This window comes from Staphylococcus sp. GDY8P67P (assembly GCF_017892545.1).
Lineage (GTDB): Bacteria > Bacillota > Bacilli > Staphylococcales > Staphylococcaceae > Staphylococcus > Staphylococcus ureilyticus.
Genome location: NZ_JAESLH010000004.1, coordinates 373,219 through 391,048, shown reverse-complemented (window position 1 = coordinate 391,048; position 17,830 = coordinate 373,219). Strand labels below are relative to the sequence as shown.

Below are 17,830 nucleotides of genomic sequence, written 5' to 3'. Positions count from 1 at the left end.
GAAGAACCAGGTACGGGAGAAAACCCAGGTACGGGAGAAAATCCAAGTACAGAAGGAAACTCAAATATTCAAGAACCGAAATCAGGAGAAAGTTCAGATATAAGCCAACCATCTAAACGCGATCATATTTCAGAGTTAGAACAAAATCAAACTTCAAAAATAGTAAATGATCGTTCCGATAACTCTAGAAAAATTAATGATAATAGATCTGAATTACCTGAAACAGGAAAAGATGAAATTAATAAAGGTACTTTATTTGGTTCATTATTTGCAGGTTTGGGTGCGTTATTACTAGTTTTCAAACGTCGTAGAAAAAATGAAGAAGATAAATAATTAATAAATTATAAAAATAGTATTAAATAAAGAAACCTGAGACATGTGCAGTCTCAGGTTTTTTTACTATCTAATTATTGTTTAAATAAAACTGATTATAAATTGAGTTTGATTTATTATGAATAGTTTATTAATTGTGCGTAATGTGTATATACTAATTATAGATATAAAAAATTAAAATGGGGTTTCTGTATGTATATCATCGTTCAATATAGCAGAGGTAACACACTATTTTACTTGCGTAATAGAAATCAAGAACCAATCAATTCAAAAGTAGTAGCAATTTCTAAAACCAAATATAATGAAGGATTGTTACAACACATCTATAGGATACTTTCTCAAACGAATCATAGTGTTAAAGAAATAGACTTTGTAGTAATAGAAATGAATGACATAGAATCAATAAAAATAAATGCAGTTTGTGAAGTGAGTAGGTATTTAGAAGCGCAGCTAAATAAAAATATCATTGTAACTAATAGTATAGAAACTTTTAATTACAATGAATATTTGAAAAAATATAAAACGACATGAGTAAGAATATAAATGCAATAAAGTGACACTTTATATAAACATATTTGATAAATTGATTGAATTTCACCTGCATTGAGCAAGTACATATAGTGTTTGATGAACGTAAGGCATTTCGCTCACAATGTCAGTTAGATTGTCATATATTACGATAAAATAAATTCATAATAATGTTCACCAAGGATATTTTTGGCTGTGTAAACTGAAGGACTCAAATTTTGTTCAACGAAATTTGGTACTTCGCCTTGCGCAATATCATACATAATTTCAATTTCTTTAGAAAATAAACGATGTTGTTTTTTTAAATATAATTCTAAATCTGGCAATGGTTTTGAAACGGTTTTTCCATTATTGTTAAGTTTTTTAAGTGTATCTATATAAACATTTAAATCTCTAGCACCTACAATTTTGGTACCTTGGTTATCATGATTTACTATGACAACTGTAGGGAAACCTCTGACACCTAATTCTCGTACTAAGTTAAAATCGTTTGAAAGTAGTTGCTGGCCTTGCGTACTATTTGCTAAATCAAAAATAGTTTCAATATTTATTGTTTTATTGTTTTTATATAAAGTTTGTACAATTGATTTAAGTATTTTGTTATCAGAAATATTTTGGTTAAAGACGAAAACAGCTTCCCTCACTAATCTAATAAATTCAATAGCAGAAGTCGGGGAATCTAATTGCTGAATCGCTTTATACAATCGAGATGCTGGGTATGAAGATTGCACAGGATCTAATTCCATAACTGTACCATCGATAGGCATGCGTGAATATTGACCTACTTCTTGCCAATGTGGTGTCACATCAGCTGGTTTATAAATGCCATTAGCAGGATCAATAGGACCATCCCCCCAAGCTTCTAAAAGACCACCCATAATCATTTGAAAATTAAACAAATGACCGTACTGAACTAACAGTTTATTTAAAATTGGTTCGAAAGCCCAACAATGTGAACACATAGGATCAGTTATATAATATAAAGTTAAATTAGGACTTTGGTTGTTCAAGTTTATGTTTTCTACTTCATTTTCTTCACTCGGTTTGCAAACACCCGAATACATATCACATACCATATTTTTTTCCATAATTGTACCTCCGTAGTTTAATTAAATTGATATACTCTTATGATAAGTAGTAATATGAATAATAAGTACCAACAAATTGTAGAAAATGTTGAATATTCAACATCCAGAATTAAATGTTGGGAGAAAATGAGGGAGTCGAATGGTACAATCAAAATCAGACTTGCGCGTCATTAAAACGAGAAAATCTATCATGCAAGCTTTTATCAAATTGTCTGGTGTTAAAGATTTTAAAAGTATAACTGTAAAAGATATTACACAAGAGGCACTTATCAATAGAGCTACGTTTTATTATCATTTCAGTGATATCTATGATTTGTTAGAAAAAGCGCTTGCTGAGGAACTATTAATTAATTTAAATTATGAATATTTTGAATATAAACCAATGAGTGAAAATACAATTGTCGACATTTTTAAAGTAGTGGCAGAGTTTCAATTGTCTTTAAATAGAAGATGTCATAGGAGTTATCCTGAGACAATAGACCATATTGTTCAAGAACATATTGCAAATGTATTGTATAAATTGTTGAATGATATTGACTTTGAAGAAGATAGTACACGACAATTGGCTGCAAACATGATAAGTGCAAGTATCTATAAAGCAGCTGAAACATGGTACCAAAAGGATAGTGAGATGTTACCTGAAAATTATATTAAACGCATTACGCCTTATATGATTTCTGGTTTGCTAGCGTATGACTAAGATAAAAATGAAAAGGGGTCGTTAAAATGAGTATTATTATCATTATATTGCAAATAATTTTGGGGATATTTTTTATCATGACAGGATCTAAAATTTTATCTGGTGCAATGAAACAAGATTTTGCGCGTCTTGGCTACCCACCTATTTTTAATCAAATTACAGGAATTTTTGAATTTGTAGGTGGTCTGGGGATGTTGATAGGTGTGTTGTATAATGTGATTGCTTTATTATCAAGTATATTACTAGGTGCAACGATGTTTGTTGGTGCAATTTCATTGATTTTCTTAGGCAAGGATCCAATTAAAAAAGCGATTCCAGCTATTGTACTCTTTTTATTGAACTTTATAGTATTCATTTATTATATTTAAAATATTTTCTGACTTTAATTATCCCCGTACAAACGATAGATTGAATTGTTTGTACGGGGATGATTATGTGTAGATTATGCTAAACCTTGAATGCTTAAAACAATTTCTGCTACAAGGGCAGAACCTACGTATGTACTGAGCAATATTACGGTTCCTACGACAATTGTTTTCCAACCTAACTTAGCAAAATCGGCCCACGAATTTCCTATAGAAACACCTGCATATGCAACCACTGGTGTAGCTAATGACAACAGATCTACTTTTTCAGTCCATTCAACAATGTGTGATGATCCAGGGATGCCTGGTATTGTAATGATGAGTCCGATTATCCCAATATAAGCAATACTAGGTATATTTAAAGGAACAATATCACGTAAGATTAAACCGCTTAATGCAATGCCCATTAATGTAAGAATGCCCGGTAAAGCTTCTATTGGCATAACACTGTAACCAATCCAATTACTAAAAAGTGAAATAATGCCTACCACACATAATGTGAGTATCCAGTTTGTAACTTTTGAATTCATACTCATTGCTCCTTATCTTTTGTGAATTTTGATTTAATATGCATAATAAAGCTGTAATATTTTCGAGTTAATGGCAAAGCAATTAATATACCCACATAAAGCCCTGTGACAGATGTAAGTAAATTACTCACACCAGAGAATGCTGTAATTGTACTAGCTTGGTCAGGATACATTTCAACTAAGGGACCTAGTGCAGCAGCAGTCATCACACCACTTCCTACACCTGTCGCCATTGCAAATGCTAATGGGCTAAAAGGTAAAATAGAGATTAGTATGCCGGAGAAAATGCTAAAAAATATTGCCCCAAATATCGTTCCAAATATATACATGGACATGACTCCTCGCCATTCAGGAGAGGTAATACCATATTTTTCAGTAATAAGTGCTAAATTTGGTTCTCTACCTATTGAATGTGTCATGCCTATAGATTCTCTACGTAAACCTAAAAGTATAGCTAGCGGTAATGAAATAATAATAGTAGCTAAATTTCCGGCTTCTTGAAGTATTAAAGCGGGTCCAGCTGCAATAATTTTAGGAAGGGCAGGTCCAGCCTCTACCCCGAATTTTGCTATGAGTAATGCTACAGAAATAAAGACCATTGGTTCAGAGTGCTTAGCTTGTCTTTTACCTATAATAGGTGTGAAATATACTCCCAAACCAAGTAATACTGCGTAAACTACTGGTAACAATAGGATTGAAGTTATACCTAATGGAATTTTATGTGCGCCAATCACTTCAGAAATGATCATAATGATTAGGACAATGCCATGTAATCTCCAATCTTTCCAAAGTATATTTTGTTGTTGCATAACAATCCCCCTAATAAAAATCTGAAAATTCAAAATAATAATAATGCCTATTCTATACTTACTATTTCAAAATTAAAAGGGGTTGAAGATAATATTATTGATTGCTAATGAAAAAGTATTTGTAAATATCATGAAAAGTGTATAATGTAATTAATTTATTGAAAGGTGTGTAAAGTATGAAAGAAGCGTATAAGCAACTTGTTTTAGGTATGTTGTGTTTGTTTATTGTTATGGCAATTGGACGTTTTGCATATACGCCCATCATGCCTTTTATGCAGCTTAATACCAGTATGGACAATCCGAGTGCTGGTATGTTGGCTACATATAATTATTTAGGGTATCTTATTGGCGCAATAATTCCAATTTGGATTATTGTATTTAATAAGGTAGTCGATCTTAAAATATATTTAATGATTAATATTATTTCAACACTATTCATGGGTATTTTTGATAGTTATATCTTATGGGCTATTTTTAGATTTGTTTCTGGTGTGTCTAGTGGTACTGTTTTTGTATTAGCATCAAATGTTGCGTTAGAAGCATTAAAAATGGTTCGAAAAGAACGTATATCAGGTCTGCTTTATAGTGGTGTAGGTTTAGGTATTTTTTCAAGTAGTATCTTTATTTTTTTATTTACTTCAGTGAATACATGGAAAACGACTTGGGTTTTGCTCGGTATTTTTTCATTAATCATGGCTATTTTTATTATATTTGGTATGCGTGAAAATGATCGTACTGATCACGAAAGCCATAAAACAAACGAAAGTCAATCTAATGTATCAAGTAAGTTGAAGAAAAAATTTATTTGGGGATTTTCCATTGCATATTTTTGCGAAGGTGCTGGATATATTATTATGGGCACATTTTTGGTTGCCATTGTTAAATCGATACCCTCGTTATCAGACTATGCAGCATTAAGTTGGATGTTTGTTGGGTTAGGCGCGATACCATCGACCATTCTTTGGTCTATGTTGGCTGATATGTTAGGCCATGGTAAGGCGACCTATTTAGCTTTTATTTTACAAATAATAAGTGTTACTTTGCCAATACTATCAGAAAGTATGTTGAGTTTGATTCTAAGTTCATTATTATTTGGTTCAACGTTTTTAGGGCTTACTACATTATTTATGTCCAAAGCACAAGCTTTAATGTATCAAAATAATAGTAAACTGAACTTAGTTGCGATATTGACTGTCATATACAGTTTGGGGCAAATGATTGCACCTGCATTGTCAGGATTATTAATTGGAAGCGCAGGGAACTTCAATGCAGCCTTGATTTTTGCTGCTGCTATTTTATGTGTAGGGTTATTTAGTAGTATGTATAGTTACCGGACTAGGTATTAAATGAATATTTTCTTATAACTTTGATAATTTTGTTAAAAAGTGAAGAAAAATCATGAGATAGATCGCCTTCTGCATGTATAACTTGAACTGCTTTCGAAAATATTTAAGGTGACAATAGATTTATTTCGAATGCGTAACTATTCGATTATTTAGGTAATAAGTTTTTAGATAAGCTGTTTTCGAGTTGCTTTTGGAAGTTTATAATCTTTTTGTATAAGTCCAATTTTTGTGGTAATATCGTCATGGATAAAAATTCGAGATAATAATAGATAAGAAGGTTAAAATATATATGAAAGAAAATTTTTGGCGTGAATTACCGCGTCCATTTTTTGTTTTGGCGCCTATGGAAGATGTAACAGATGTAGTCTTTCGTCATGTAGTCAGCGAAGCGGGAAGACCTGATGTCTTTTTCACTGAGTTTACAAATACGGAAAGTTTTTGCCATCCTGAAGGCGTACATAGCGTACGTGGCCGTTTAACTTTTACAGAAGATGAACAACCCATCGTTGCACATATTTGGGGTGATAAACCTGAACATTTTCGTGAAATGAGTATTGGCATGGCAGAGATGGGATTTAAAGGCATTGATTTGAATATGGGTTGTCCAGTTGCGAATGTTGCAACAAAAGGTAAGGGTTCAGGACTAATATTACGTCCTGAAACTGCAGCTGAAATTATTCAAGCATCTAAAGCAGGAGGGTTACCTGTAAGTGTTAAAACACGTTTGGGTTATTCTGAAATTGATGAATGGAGAAAGTGGTTGAAACATGTTTTTCAACAAGATATTGCGAATTTATCAATTCACCTGCGTACACGTAGAGAGATGAGTAAAGTAGACGCCCATTGGGAATTAATCGGTGAAATTAAAAAACTACGTGATGAAATTGCACCAAATACATTATTGACGATAAATGGTGATATTCCAGATAGAAAAACTGGGCTTGAACTGGCAGAAAAGTATGGTATCGATGGTATCATGATTGGACGTGGGATTTTCCATAATCCTTATGCTTTTGAAAAAGAACCAAGAGAACATACGAGTGCAGAACTTTTAGACTTGTTGAGACTTCATCTTGATTTGTTCGACAAATATTCACAAGAAGAAACACGCTTATTTAAACCGTTGCGCAGATTCTTTAAAATATATGTGCGTGGCATCAGAGGTGCAAGTGAGTTAAGACATCAACTGATGAGTACAAATACGACTGATGAAGCACGTGAACTACTAGATGAATTTGAAGCGAATATGGAAACAACAATACAATAGTAAAAATTTGAATATATAAATAGGCTTGGAAATCTTAATATTTTAGATTTTCAAGCCTATTTTTGCTTAATGGTAAGAGCAATAACGAATGCTATGACCATAAAACTAGTAATCATTAAAACTACGCCAGGCCATTGAATATAGTTATAAAACACACCGGCTAAAGTACCACCTACAGAAGAACCCATATAATAAAATAATAAGTATAGGCTAGAGGCCTGTGCTTTATGGTCTTCTGCACGACTGGTAACGACTGCACTTGCAATTGCATGCCCACTAAAAAAAGCATAAACACTAAAGGCTAAGCCAATAATTTTGAATGTTAGCGGTGGCAATAAAGTGATGTTAACACCGAAAATTAACAATAAAACACTGAATTTCAAGGCATTTAAAGTACCTAATTTCATACGTAATTTTGCGTTTAGTATTGAGGAAATCATACCTATTAAAAATAATAAGTAAATAAAACTAATGATGCTATCATGTAAATTATATGGTTTTTCTGATAACACGAAACCAATATAGTTAAATGCTGCGATGTTACACCCAAGTAGCAGAAAGCCAATCATAAATGGTTTGAGCAATCTGATATTTGTTAGATGCTTATAATAACTCATTAATAATGTTTTTACAGAAAAACGCTGTTTTTCAAAATGTTTAGATGACGGTAATAAAAATGTAAATAAAATGGCTGCAATAAGACTGATTATACCTATAGAAATTAGGCCAGTTTGATATCCATATATACTTGAAATAAAACCGGTGAATATTCTTCCAAAGGCACCGCCAAAAGCATTTCCACTAATATAAATGCCCATCGCCTCAGGTAAATTTTGTGATGAAATTTCTTCACCAATATAAGCCATTGCGATTGATGGTAAACCAGCTAGACATATGCCTTGGATTAATCGCACAATTAAAAAAGTATTGAAATCTGTTAAAAATGGTTGTATTAAGGCGAGTAAGGATACAGAAAGAACAGAAAAAATCATTATAGGTTTACGACCTAACACTTCGGATAGTGCCCCGAAAAATAGCATAGCAATCGCTAAGGTAATGGTTGCTGCTGATAAAGCTAAACTTGAAACAGTTTCACTAATATTAAATGACTTTGTGAAATGTGGAATCAAAGGTTGAACACTATATAAGATAGAAAAGATAGTAAAACCGGAAATGAAAAGTGCAATAATGATTTTTAAATAGTCTTTCGAACCTTTTGTCACATAATGTTTTTTTAAATTATTCAATTTCATGCCCCGCTTATTAGTTGATATTTTTATGGTAGCATGTAATTAATAATATAAAAAATATATTATTTATACTTGCATTTTTTGTTAAAAACATAAAGTACATTTTTATGACATATCACTTAATAAAACACTTACAGCTTTGTAACAATTTGAACAGAGATTTGAATAAATCATATAAAAAGAAAAATTTTAATATGACTGTAGGACTAATTATTTATGAAATTTCGTTTCTAAGATAATTATTTCTACAGTCATTTTTGTAACAAAAATAGGTTTTCCTAAGATAGCACATTAATAAAATTTTAAATTAACATAAATTTCAAAAAAATGATTGATTTTAACTAAATATGTTATAAGATTATGTAGTATGGTTTAAAATAATTTTAAAGTTGAACAAAATTCAAATTAACTGTAAATGTAAAATGAGGAAGTGGTAAAATGAAAAAACTATTGTTTTTGGCTGTTTTAATCATATGTATCTTAGCTGGTTGTAATACGGATGGTAAGGAAACAAAATCTGACAGAAAAGAAGATAATAAGTCAAAAGCTACGAATACTATGAAGAATTTTAAAATTGGACAAGTAGTGGACGCTGATGGTGTAGATGTGAAATTAGCAAAAGTAGAATATGTAAATAATTATGATGAATATAGTGAACCTGAAAATGGCAGAGTTATAAAAGTATATTTGAAATTTAAAAATAATAATGAAGATCAAGTATTAGTTGATTCGACTGATTTTAGCATGAAAGTGAACGGTGAAAATTATCAAGAATGGTACGGGGAGAGTGAAGGAGACTCAGGGTTTTCACATCAATTGAACAAAGGAAATACTGGATCAGGTATGATTACTTATGACGTTCCTGAAAATGATACATATACTTTAGAAATGGATGCTACGCCAAATTTTGAAAATATTAAAGCAAAATGGAACATAAAGAAAGAAGATATTAAAGAAGCGAGTAATCAACAAACTAGTAATTCTGTATCAGCAAGTAATGATAATGAAAGTACAAGTGAAACAGCGGATGCTGAAAAAACTGATACCGAAAAAGAAGATGATGAAAGCGATGAAATAACATATCCAGCAGAAATGTATAACACATTAGTTGATGAATATAATGAACTCACGGATGGTGAAAAAATGGACCATGTTGATCATGAGGTATTAGAGATAGAATATGATCAATTAGAAGCACGTGTTGATGAATTATACAATAAAAAGATGGAAGAAGAAGATCAAGCATTTGAAGAAGAAATGAAAAAGCAAGATGAAGCATACGAAAAGGAAATGGATGAGATAGATAAAGAATATGAAGAAGAAATGGATGAAATAGATAAAGAGTATGAAGAAGATATGAAACAAAGCGAAGAAGATGAAACTGCTGAAGATGAAGCAGCGTAGTAAAAAGAAAAGGAGTAATTTATATGAATGAGTATATTGGAAAAAAACAAACAAATAGAGTAGCAGAAATGATTTTAGGAATATTAGGAAGTATATTTGGTATTATAGGTGGCTTATTCGCTATAATGGTCGACGGTATTGGCAAAGAATTTGGAGCAACAGATAGTGGCAGTATAACTGGATTAGGCGTAGCGGTTATAATAACTTGTATAATAACACTGGTTCTTAGTTGTATTATAAACAAAAAAAGAGTCTTAATAGGAATATTATTAATCATAGGTGGTATTTTAAATATAATTTTTATAAGCTTTTTTGGTATTTTATCAGGTATATTAATATTAGTAGCCGGTATATTAGCATTAATAAGAAAGTAATACAGTAGACAAAAAATAGTATTAAACCATCCGAGACATAGATAATGATGTCTCGGTTTTTTTGTATCAAGCTAATGTTAATTAGATAATTATTAGCCTTGTATATAAATGTACTTAAAAATGTATTTATTCGATTGTTAACTTTGTAATAGAATAAGGAAAGCTTTTTAGAAAATGAAATACCATAACACGCTATTTTTTTTTTGAAATTTTGAAGGTACAATCGTAATACATATTAGGAATTTTCAAAAAATTTACGTTACATCACAAATAAATTACTAACAAATTAAAAAACAGTTTCTGCTATTCTTTTTATACAGTTTCTCTGATACTATTATGTATGTAAAAATTTTGGGAGGACTTATTAATTATGAAAAAAATGGTTACAGCAACAATTGCTACATTATCTTTAGGTGCAATTGGTATCGCACAAGGTGAAGCACACGCTTCAGAAAATAATCAATCTAATACACAGTACACAAGCAATCAGTCTTATAGTGATATTTTTAATTATGGATATATTGATCAAGATGATAATGGGAACTATCATCACACATTAGATGGAAATTGGGATCAATCTATGTTTGATCAACAACAATATTATTTCTATTTAATAGACGATGAGGGGAATTATCATTACTATTATTTCCCAATGAATAATCAAAGTGCTAATAACACTTCAAACAACGCTTCAAACGTAGATAATGTAAATGTCTCAGATGATAATAACTACACTGATGACCAAAGTCATGAAGAAGTACAATCAGAAGGTTATGACATCAACCAAACATCAGAAAACGATGATGTTGATAATAGTGCAACAACGAACCATGGCACTGAATCTGGACAAACAGCACAAAGTAATTCTAATAATGTAAATCATACACAAAATAACGCATCAACAAATAACAATTATGAAACAAGTTACACACAAAATAATGGTACGAATAATGTGCAACAAAACACTACATCAAGTAATGATTCAACACCACAACAACAAGCTGCACCACAACAAAAAGCTACACAATCAGAAGTAGCATCAAACAGTAGTAATAATAGTACACATTCATCAAATTGGTTAACTAAAAATCGTCAATTACAACCTTATGGTAGTTACCATGGCGGTGGTGCACACTATGGCGTTGACTACGCAATGGATGAAAACACACCAGTTTATTCATTAGCAGATGGTACAGTAATTCAAAGTGGTTGGAGTAACTATGGTGGTGGTAACCAAGTTACAATCCAAGAGAAAAACAGTGATAACTATCAATGGTATATGCATATGAATTCTTTAAATGTTAAATCTGGCCAAGAAGTTAAAGAAGGACAACAAATTGGTTTATCAGGAAGTACAGGAAATTCTACTGCACCTCATTTACATTTCCAACGTATGTCAGGTGGCGTGGGGAACGGATATTCTGTTGATCCAACTTCATATGTAAATTCAAAATCATAATATATGACACCTATTGGTCGCCTTTGAACTCCTATTAAGGATACAGAAGGCGACTTTTTTGTTTGATTTTCGACTATAAAATGTTTTTTCTGATAATAGCTTAGATAATTTGAATTATGGTTCATGACATATCATAATTACACTAAAATCACATTGAAGGGGAAGATGATATGTTTACAGTTTATGCTCATAGAGGATTATCAAGTAAAGCACCTGAAAATACAATGGCAGCATTTGAAGCAGCTGCGCATGTGCCTGGATTAAAATGGATTGAGCTTGATGTTGCAATAACAAAAGATGAACAACTCGTCATTATTCATGATGATTTTTTAGATAGAACAACAGATATGATTGGCGAAATTACACAATTGAATTATGATGAAATCAAACAAGCATCTGCTGGCAATTGGTTTAATGCTAAATATGCAGAGGAAAAACTGCCGACTTTTGATGAGGTGGTTGCATTAGCTAATAAATATAAAATGAATTTAAATATTGAATTAAAAGGTGTAACAGGTAAAGATGGTAGTGTGTTATCAGAAAGTATGATTAAACAAGTTGCTGAAAAATTAAACACATTAAATTCAAATTTAGATATTTTATTATCTAGTTTTAATATTGTTTTATTGAAATTAGCACAGCAGCTAATGCCACAATATAAGCGAGCAGTTCTTTTTAAAGCAGCAGCATTTACAGGTGATTGGAGAACACTTTTAGACTATTGTGAATCAACGATTGTCAATATTGAAGATGCAAAACTGTCTCAAGCACGCGTGCGTTCAATTAAAAATGCTGGTTACGAATTAAATGTATGGACGGTGAATAGTAAAGTGAGGGCAAATCAATTGTCCAATTGGGGCGTAGACGGCGTGTTTACAGATAAAGCTGATGAGTTAGTCCATTTAAATAGTGGGTTTAATGCTGATTAAATTAATATAATTATCATATATAAAACGGTGCTGCAAAACTTTTTGAAGTTGATTAGCTCCGTTTTTAATTTAGATGTAACAGAAGTTTCGTTTAAGCAAGCGCTATGTCGTACATTATTTTTATAATCAACAATTGTTAAAAAAATAATATAAATATAAAACCTCCTTTGCTTTAATTATACGATGCGAGTGTCAGATATTATAGTCTATATTTTCCAATAGATATTGCATATAATAATTGAACAGCTTACTGATTATGAGGGGGACTTAAGCGATGAACAGTGAAACAGCACAATTTGGACAAAACTTATATTTACATGGTACAAAAGTTAAATTAGAGATAGGTGATTTACTGCATCCATTATATAAATCGAATTATCAAGATCGAATTATGAACAATATATATTTCACAGGTACATTAGAAGCCGCAAAATGGGGAGCTGAACTTGCAGTTGCTTTATCTAAGGATAGGGCAGAAGAGCATATTTATGTTGTTGAACCATTGGGAGAATTTGAAGACAATCCGAACGTCACAGATAAAAAATTACCTGGCAATCCAACGCTTTCTTATCGCTCTACTGAACCACTAAAAATTGTCGCGGAATTAAGCGTATGGGAAAGACATTCGGATGACGATATTAACCAAATGCTCAAGGGTTTAAAGCAGTTGAGGGACAAAGGATTAGATATTATTGAAGATTAATATATCGATATGAATGTCACATTCAAATATGTGCATATATTGAATTAATACAAAAATAAAGGCACAGAAGATTAGGCAAGATGATAAAAAGGTAACGAAATAATAATCTTATTTTACACATAAATAGTTTAAGCATAGTATAGTAATGATATAACTAAATATTGTAAAAGGATTAAAATTATGTTTTATAAATTGATTAAAGTATTACCAACGGTTATTTGTGGATTAGCATTAGGTATCGCTTCGCTTAGTAATTTACTGTTTAATATGTCTTGGTATGGTTTAGCAGTGTTATTTTTTATATTGAGTTGCATCATTTTAGTGTTATTTATTAAAAAGTGTATATTGTATCCTCATACAGTATATAATGAATTGAGTGATCGTCATATCTGCGCTACCTTCCCAACGTTTCCAATGGCTTTAATGACAATCATTTACATCATAAAGCATCACTTGAATGTCAATCTTGGTTTACTATTATGGTTATGGTGGTTAACGATTATCATCCAATTTATCATTATTGCAGGTTTTATTTACTATCATCTAATATTACATAACAAAGGTACTGTTTTGCCGAATACGAGTTGGTTTGTAACATTTGTAGGGATAGGTGTAATAGCTGAAACTGCAAAAGAATTTAATCCAGTCCTAGGTGAATTCACGGTATATATAGCAACCTTTTGTTTTATAATACTAATAGCGATTATTTTAATCAAAAAAACTTGGCGCTTATATAATGAAAATCAATTTCCAATGTCAATCATTATAGCGGCTCCTGCAGCACTTTGTCTTAATGGGTTTTTAATTAGTGCAAAATCGAATGACATCATTATAATGGTAAGTGGTTTTATAATATCCCAACTACTTTTTATGGTCTCATTAATGTTTATTCCTAAGTTAGTGGCTATAAATTTTAAATTTTCATTTGCCGCTTTAACATTTCCGTGGGTAACAACAGCGACTGCTTATTTTAATTTTATGATTCATGTGCGTTTTCCGAGCGTATTACAAAATTTATTACAATTCATGTTGATATGTGAAATTATATTTGCGTTATTAGCTGTTGTGTATGTCATTTTGGGTTATATTGTTTTTTTGAGAAAAAGAATCAACAATAATGTGTTTTAAGGTAAAGGAGTGGTTGTAATGATTTATCATTTTAATGAAGTTGTTAATAGAAAGCAGACGCGATCAGTTAAATGGGATACGATGGAGGATGTGTATCATATTGATGATGCTTCAGATGTACTGCCAATGTGGATTGCGGATATGGATTTTAAAGCGCCACAACCAGTGATTGAAGCGTTACAGAAATGTGTCGATCACGGTGTGTTTGGCTATTCTTATTTAGATGAAGACTGCAAAAAAGCGATTCAATCTTGGTTTCATAAACGTCATGATTGGCATATTGAGAAAGATTGGATTCTTGCGCATTCAGGTGTAGTTCCTGCGATAGCATCAATTATTGAAACATTTACGACTCCAAAAGATAGTGTTTTAATCACGCCTCCGGTTTATCCACCTTTTTCCAATTTGCCTTCAGGTATGAATCGACAATTAATAACGTGTGCTTTGATAGAAGATGAGAGAAATTACTCAATCGACTTTGAAGACTTTGAAGAAAAGTTAAAGCAAGGCGTAAAAATGTTTATCTTATGTAACCCACATAATCCAGGCGGCATTGTTTGGTCTAAAGACACTTTGGAAAAAGTGATTGAATTATGTGTGAAATATGATGTGTTAATACTATCAGATGAAATTCATGCTGATTTGGTATTTACTGATTATCAACATATCCCGCTTGATAAATTAGCATCTGAAAAAGAAGCACAAAAAATCATTACGTGCACTGCACCTACAAAAACATTTAATCTAGCAGGTATTCATGCTGCTTTGATTATTTCACCCAATAAAGATATTAGACAAGCATTAGAGTCAAATTTTGCGGCACATGGTTTAGGCGTTAACCGTATTAGTCCATTTGGTGCAGCTGCACTAGAATCTGCCTATACTCACGGGGAAGATTGGCTTGATAAACTCATAGATATTGTGTCTTCAAATATGGATTATGCTATTTCAGAAATTACTAAAGCCATCCCACAAATAAAAATTAAAAAGCCTCAAGCAACCTATTTGTTATGGATTGACTATAGAGAAACGGGTTTAACTGAAGAAGAAATGATGAGAAAGTTACTAGAACAAGGCAAAGTTGCGCTTGAACCTGGTACAAAGTATGGTGAAGAAGGCAGAGGCTTTTTAAGAATGAATGTAGCTTGTGCGCCTCAAACTGCCAAAGATGGTGTTCAACGTTTTATTAAAGCTTTGAGTTAAAGGTTCCCCAAAAATTTTAAAAGGACAGTGACTTATGGAAATAAAAAATAATGACTATGAAAATTTGCTATTTTACTTCGCATATAAAACATTTATTACGACAGCGGATGAAATCATTAAAGATTATGGTTTGAATCGTCAACACCATAGATTTTTATTTTTTATTGAAAAAGTCCCTGGCATCTCGATTAAAGATTTATTGAAAAAGTTAGAAATTTCTAAGCAAGGTAGCCATGCAACTTTAAAAAAACTAAGAGATGAAGCATTCATTGTAGAAAAACAGGCACCAGAAGATAAGCGTATTAAAACGTTATATCCAACAGAAAAAGGCCGCAACTTAGTGCGTAAATTAAATAAAACACAAAATGATATGTTTAAAGAAATTCAAGAAAAAGTTGGCAATGATTGGTATGCGATTATGGAAGAATTTGCTTCATATAGAGAAGGATTCCAATCAGTAAAATATTTGAAAGATGAGAAGAATAATTTTTAAAGTATGTGTATGTCAATAGAATAGCAAAATTGTACCTACTTAATACAATCGTTTATATCAGAGGCTTGTTTTCTAGATGTTAGAAAAAGCCTCTTTGTTTGATTATGTAAATAAGTCAATAAACTTGACCTAATTTATTTAACAAGTTATATTTAATGTGTAATGAAAACGAAACACATTAAAGGAGAAATGATGTATGCAAAAAAGAGTAGGACAATATTTAATGGATGCAATTCGCTCAGTTGGTGTTGATAAAGTATTTGGTGTACCTGGTGACTTTAATCTTACATTCTTAGACGATATTATCAATCGAGAAGATATGGAATGGATTGGTAACACAAATGAACTTAACGCAAGTTACGCAGCAGATGGTTATGCAAGAATTAAAGGCATTAGTGCAATGGTAACAACATTTGGTGTGGGAGAGCTAAGTGCGGTTAACGGTATTGCAGGTGCATATGCAGAACGTGTACCAGTCATAGCAATCACAGGCGCACCAACACGTGAAGTTGAACGTGCTGGTAAATATGTACATCATTCATTAGGTGAAGGCACATTTGATGATTATCGTAAAATGTACAAACATATCACAACAGCACAAGGATATATCACTCCAGAAAATGCACAAACTGAAATTCCTCGATTAATCAATGCAGCAATTAATGAAAAACGTCCCGTTCATATACATTTACCTATAGATGTAGCTGCTGTGGATATTGAAGTAGAAACACCATACCAATATACTGCACCAGCCAAACAAGATGTTGACAGTTATATAGAAATAATAGAAAACAAATTAAAAAATGCAAAGCAACCTTTAATTATAGCTGGACATGAAATCAATAGTTTTGCGTTGCATGATAAACTAGAACAATTTGTTAACCAAACACATATACCAGTTGCTCAATTGTCCTTAGGTAAAGGGGCTTTCAATGAAGAGAATCAATATTATATGGGTGTTTATGATGGAAAGATTGCAGATGAACAAATTAAAGCTTATGTAGATCAAAGTGATGTCATTTTAAATATCGGAGCAAAACTTACAGATTCTGCTACTGCTGGATTTTCTTATGGATTTAATTTAGAAAATGTAATCATGATGAATCATCATTATTTTAAAGTTGACGAATTACGTGATGAAGAAGTAAAACTCGTAGATTTACTAGATAGTTTGTTGAATATTGATTATACAGCTGACGTGAATTATCCACGTTATCAAGTAACTAACGAAACGGTTGAATTAAGTGATGAACCATTAAAACAGTCAACATATTTCAAATTAATGCAGCAATTTATTCAGCCTCAAGACGTTATACTTGCTGAACAAGGCACGTCATTCTTTGGTGCTTATGATTTACTTTTCTCTAAAGATAATACATTTATAGGACAACCATTATGGGGATCAATCGGTTATACTTTACCTGCGACTCTAGGAACACAAATTGCGGACAAACAACGTAGAAACGTGCTGTTGATTGGTGATGGTTCGCTTCAACTAACTGTTCAAGCATTATCAACAATCATACGTGAGGCATTAAAACCAGTTATTTTTGTCATCAATAACGATGGATATACAGTGGAACGTAAAATTCACGGTGAAACTGCACTGTACAACGATATTAAAATGTGGAACTACAAGCAGTTACCGTTCGTGTTTGGTATGAAGGAAACAGACGTTCAAATACATGATGTTACAACAAGTAATACGTTGGCAACGGCATTAGACGAAATTAATCAAAACCCTAACATCATGCATTTTGTAGAAGTTCACATGGATGTACATGATGCACCAGAAAAATTAGATGCTATAGGTAAGGCTTTTGCCCAACAAAATGGGTGATGATTGGAATTTTTTAAAAAACAGCGATATTCGTTTACAATGAAATTGAGAAGTTAGGTTAACTATTGACTTAAATAAAGT

General features: G+C 31.9%; 19 protein-coding genes. 15 read left to right on the top strand and 4 right to left on the bottom strand.

Features of this window, described 5'->3' with window-relative positions:
• Both KA833_RS01855 and KA833_RS01850 read left to right on the top strand, forming a co-directional pair.
• Window positions 1–333: LPXTG cell wall anchor domain-containing protein (locus KA833_RS01855; RefSeq protein ID WP_210128285.1), on the top strand; the 333-nt coding region annotated here is incomplete at its 5' end.
• 192 nt (window positions 334–525) lie between these two features.
• On the top strand, window positions 526–864 hold the full coding sequence (locus tag KA833_RS01850) for a hypothetical protein (protein ID WP_046206576.1): 339 nt from the start codon (window positions 526–528) through the stop codon (window positions 862–864).
• Between the two features lie 143 nt (window positions 865–1,007).
• Here the strand turns inward: KA833_RS01850 and KA833_RS01845 are convergent, their stop codons facing one another.
• Window positions 1,008–1,949, bottom strand: a complete 942-nt coding sequence (locus KA833_RS01845) for a DsbA family protein (RefSeq protein WP_210128286.1) — start codon at window positions 1,947–1,949, stop codon at window positions 1,008–1,010.
• A gap of 139 nt (window positions 1,950–2,088) precedes the next feature.
• Here KA833_RS01845 and KA833_RS01840 point away from each other — a divergent pair, with 139 nt between their 5' ends.
• A complete protein-coding gene (locus KA833_RS01840) occupies window positions 2,089–2,649 on the top strand; it encodes a TetR family transcriptional regulator (protein ID WP_046206578.1) in 561 nt (186 codons plus the stop codon).
• 26 nt (window positions 2,650–2,675) lie between these two features.
• Window positions 2,676–3,017, top strand: coding sequence for a DoxX family protein (locus KA833_RS01835; protein WP_070658088.1), 342 nt, complete (start codon window positions 2,676–2,678; stop codon window positions 3,015–3,017).
• A 74-nt stretch (window positions 3,018–3,091) separates the two neighbouring features.
• Here KA833_RS01835 and KA833_RS01830 read toward each other — a convergent pair whose 3' ends face one another.
• Both KA833_RS01830 and KA833_RS01825 read right to left on the bottom strand, forming a co-directional pair.
• Window positions 3,092–3,544 (bottom strand): hypothetical protein, encoded by a 453-nt coding sequence (locus KA833_RS01830; protein WP_046206580.1) that lies wholly within the window; start codon window positions 3,542–3,544, stop codon window positions 3,092–3,094.
• Window positions 3,545–3,546: 2 nt separating this feature from the next.
• Window positions 3,547–4,353 carry a DUF3100 domain-containing protein gene (locus tag KA833_RS01825; protein ID WP_064209135.1) on the bottom strand — a complete coding sequence of 269 codons (807 nt, stop codon included), beginning with the start codon at window positions 4,351–4,353 and terminating at the stop codon, window positions 3,547–3,549.
• 176 nt (window positions 4,354–4,529) lie between these two features.
• On the opposite strand from KA833_RS01825, the gene KA833_RS01820 reads away from it, so the two are divergent.
• Both KA833_RS01820 and KA833_RS01815 read left to right on the top strand, forming a co-directional pair.
• Window positions 4,530–5,699 carry a YbfB/YjiJ family MFS transporter gene (locus KA833_RS01820; protein ID WP_210128287.1) on the top strand — a complete coding sequence of 390 codons (1,170 nt, stop codon included), beginning with the start codon at window positions 4,530–4,532 and terminating at the stop codon, window positions 5,697–5,699.
• Window positions 5,700–5,988: 289 nt separating this feature from the next.
• Entirely contained in the window at window positions 5,989–6,966 is a 978-nt protein-coding gene (locus KA833_RS01815) for a tRNA dihydrouridine synthase (protein ID WP_046206583.1), read from the top strand.
• Between the two features lie 56 nt (window positions 6,967–7,022).
• On the opposite strand, the gene KA833_RS01810 is transcribed toward KA833_RS01815, so the two are convergent.
• Window positions 7,023–8,219: an MFS transporter gene (locus KA833_RS01810; RefSeq protein WP_481906373.1), complete on the bottom strand. Its 1,197-nt coding sequence runs from the start codon at window positions 8,217–8,219 to the stop codon at window positions 7,023–7,025.
• Between the two features lie 435 nt (window positions 8,220–8,654).
• Between KA833_RS01810 and KA833_RS01805 the strand changes: the two genes are divergently transcribed.
• The 9 genes from KA833_RS01805 to KA833_RS01765 all read left to right on the top strand — a co-directional run bounded on the left by KA833_RS01805 (window position 8,655) and on the right by KA833_RS01765 (window position 17,749).
• Window positions 8,655–9,620 (top strand): DUF4352 domain-containing protein, encoded by a 966-nt coding sequence (locus KA833_RS01805; RefSeq protein WP_210128289.1) that lies wholly within the window; start codon window positions 8,655–8,657, stop codon window positions 9,618–9,620.
• Window positions 9,621–9,643: 23 nt separating this feature from the next.
• Window positions 9,644–9,994, top strand: a complete 351-nt coding sequence (locus KA833_RS01800) for a DUF4064 domain-containing protein (protein ID WP_046206585.1) — start codon at window positions 9,644–9,646, stop codon at window positions 9,992–9,994.
• A gap of 370 nt (window positions 9,995–10,364) precedes the next feature.
• Window positions 10,365–11,453 carry a M23 family metallopeptidase gene (locus KA833_RS01795; protein WP_046206586.1) on the top strand — a complete coding sequence of 363 codons (1,089 nt, stop codon included), beginning with the start codon at window positions 10,365–10,367 and terminating at the stop codon, window positions 11,451–11,453.
• Window positions 11,454–11,623: 170 nt separating this feature from the next.
• Window positions 11,624–12,382 (top strand): glycerophosphoryl diester phosphodiesterase, encoded by a 759-nt coding sequence (locus KA833_RS01790; RefSeq protein WP_046206587.1) that lies wholly within the window; start codon window positions 11,624–11,626, stop codon window positions 12,380–12,382.
• Between the two features lie 274 nt (window positions 12,383–12,656).
• Entirely contained in the window at window positions 12,657–13,085 is a 429-nt protein-coding gene (gene arr / locus KA833_RS01785; protein WP_210128290.1) for an NAD(+)--rifampin ADP-ribosyltransferase, read from the top strand.
• A gap of 180 nt (window positions 13,086–13,265) precedes the next feature.
• Window positions 13,266–14,213, top strand: a complete 948-nt coding sequence (locus KA833_RS01780) for an SLAC1 family transporter (RefSeq protein ID WP_210128291.1) — start codon at window positions 13,266–13,268, stop codon at window positions 14,211–14,213.
• 18 nt (window positions 14,214–14,231) lie between these two features.
• Complete coding sequence (locus KA833_RS01775) at window positions 14,232–15,416, top strand: MalY/PatB family protein (protein WP_210128292.1); 1,185 nt, start codon at window positions 14,232–14,234, stop codon at window positions 15,414–15,416.
• Window positions 15,417–15,450: 34 nt separating this feature from the next.
• Window positions 15,451–15,909 (top strand): MarR family winged helix-turn-helix transcriptional regulator, encoded by a 459-nt coding sequence (locus KA833_RS01770; RefSeq protein WP_210128293.1) that lies wholly within the window; start codon window positions 15,451–15,453, stop codon window positions 15,907–15,909.
• A 196-nt stretch (window positions 15,910–16,105) separates the two neighbouring features.
• Window positions 16,106–17,749, top strand: coding sequence for an alpha-keto acid decarboxylase family protein (locus KA833_RS01765; protein ID WP_210128294.1), 1,644 nt, complete (start codon window positions 16,106–16,108; stop codon window positions 17,747–17,749).
• Window positions 17,750–17,830: the final 81 nt, after the last annotated feature.